This is a genomic window from Variovorax sp. 20P10.2.4 (assembly GCF_058244205.1).
In genome coordinates this window covers 1-1,756 of the sequence record NZ_JBZAYE010001017.1, presented here as the reverse complement: position 1 = coordinate 1,756, position 1,756 = coordinate 1, and the positions used below count along the sequence as shown (strand labels likewise).

The following is a 1,756-nucleotide window of genomic DNA, read 5'->3' as shown; positions in this document are numbered from 1 at the left end:
GATGCCACGCACCTGGTCTATGCCGCGCTCAACGAGCAGCCCGACCTGCTGCAGGGCTGGCGCGCGAGCGAGAACATCGAGCTCAACAACCGCATGCTGCGCCACACGCTCGACGCGCTCGAGGGCGCGCCCCTGCGACACGCGACGCTGCTGCAGGGCACCAAGGCCTATGGCGTGCACACGGGCCGGCCGATGCGCGTGCCCGCGCGCGAGCAGGACGCGGTGCGCGACCACGCCAACTTCTACTTCGACCAGCAGGACCTGGTGGCCGAGCGCGCGGCGCGCGCGGGCTTCGGCTGGACCGTGTTCCGGCCGCAGATCGTGCTGGGCGTGGCGACCGGCAGCGCGATGAACCCGGTGGCCGCGATCGGTGCCTACGCGGTGCTCGCGCGCGAACGCGGCCAGCCGCTGGCCTGCCCGGCCCATCCGCACCTGCTGACCGAATGCACCGACGCGCGCCTGATCGCCAAGGCCATCGAATGGGCCTGGCACGAGCCGCGCGCGCACGGCGAGGCCTTCAACATCGCCAACGGCGACGTGGTGGTCTGGGCCAGCCTGTTCGAGCGGCTGGCCGCCTTCTTCGACATGCCGCTCGGCGAAGCCACGGGCGTGCGCCTGCGCGAGGAGATGCCCGCGCAGGCCGCGCTGTGGCAGCGGATCGCGCAGCGCGAGGGCCTGCGCGAGCGCGATCTCGATGCGCTGATCGGCCTCTCGTGGCAATACGCCGAGGCGACCTGGGCCGCGCGGCGCCCGCTCGCGCTGCCGCCGCTGGTGTCCACCGTCAAGCTGCGGCAGGCCGGCTTCGGCGACTGCATCGACACCGAGCAATGCATCGTCGAGCACCTGCAGGCGATGCGCGACTTGCGCTACCTGCCCGGCTAGGCAGGCAGCGCGAGGGACTTACTCCGCCTTGATGTTGAGGCGCGTGATGAGCTCGCCCCACTTCTGGCTCTGCTGCTGCGTCACCTCGATCAGCTCGCCGGGCGTGCTCGCCTTGGCCTCGTTGCCGATCTTGTGCATCGCATCGGCGAACCGCTTCGAGGTCGTGACCTTGCGCAGCGCCGCATTGAGCTTGTCGATCACCGGCTTGGGCGTGCCGGCCGGCGCGAACACCGCATACCAGGTCTCGCCCACGATCGAGGGATAGCCGAGCTCCTTGAAGGTCGGCACCTCGGGCATCAGCGGCTGGCGATCGGCGCTGAGCACCGCGATCGCGCGGTACTTGCCCGCGTTCACGTTCGGCAGCGCGCTCGTGAGCGCCTCCACGTTCGAATCGACGATGCCGCCGATCATGTCCATGGTGGCCGGCGCCGCGCCCTTGTAGTGCACTTGCGTCATCTTCACGTCGAGGCCGGTGGCGATCAGCTCGCCCAGCAGGTGGACCATGCTGCCCTGGCCGTTGGTGGCGTTGTTGATCTTGCCGGGGTTGGCCTTGGCATAGGCCACGTACTCGGCCACCGTCTTCGCGGGGAAGTCCTTCTTCACCACGAAGGCGAAGGGCACGGTGGCGACCGCCGCCACCGGCGCGAAGTCCTCGAGCTTGTAGGGCAGCTTGTCGATCAGGTGCGGCGTGGTGGTGAAGGTGCTGCCGGCCGACAGCAGCAGCGTGTGGCCGTCCTTGGGCGCGCGCGCCACGTACGAAGCGCCGATCGCGGTCGCCGCGCCGGCCTTGTTGTCGATGATGAAGGTGCCGCCCATCGCCTCGCCGAGCTGCACCGCGAGCTGGCGCCCCACCACGTCGCTGGTGCCGCCGGGC

Annotated in this window: 2 protein-coding genes; one reads left to right on the top strand and one right to left on the bottom strand. The window is 70.3% G+C overall.

Annotated features, from left to right (window positions below; genetic code table 11):
- A partial coding sequence (locus AC27VN_RS40575) for a Rossmann-fold NAD(P)-binding domain-containing protein (RefSeq protein ID WP_490880377.1) occupies positions 1 to 882 on the top strand: 882 nt, incomplete at its 5' end.
- A gap of 18 nt (positions 883 to 900) precedes the next feature.
- Here AC27VN_RS40575 and AC27VN_RS40570 read toward each other — a convergent pair.
- A partial coding sequence (locus AC27VN_RS40570) for a Bug family tripartite tricarboxylate transporter substrate binding protein (protein WP_490880376.1) occupies positions 901 to 1,756 on the bottom strand: 856 nt, incomplete at its 5' end.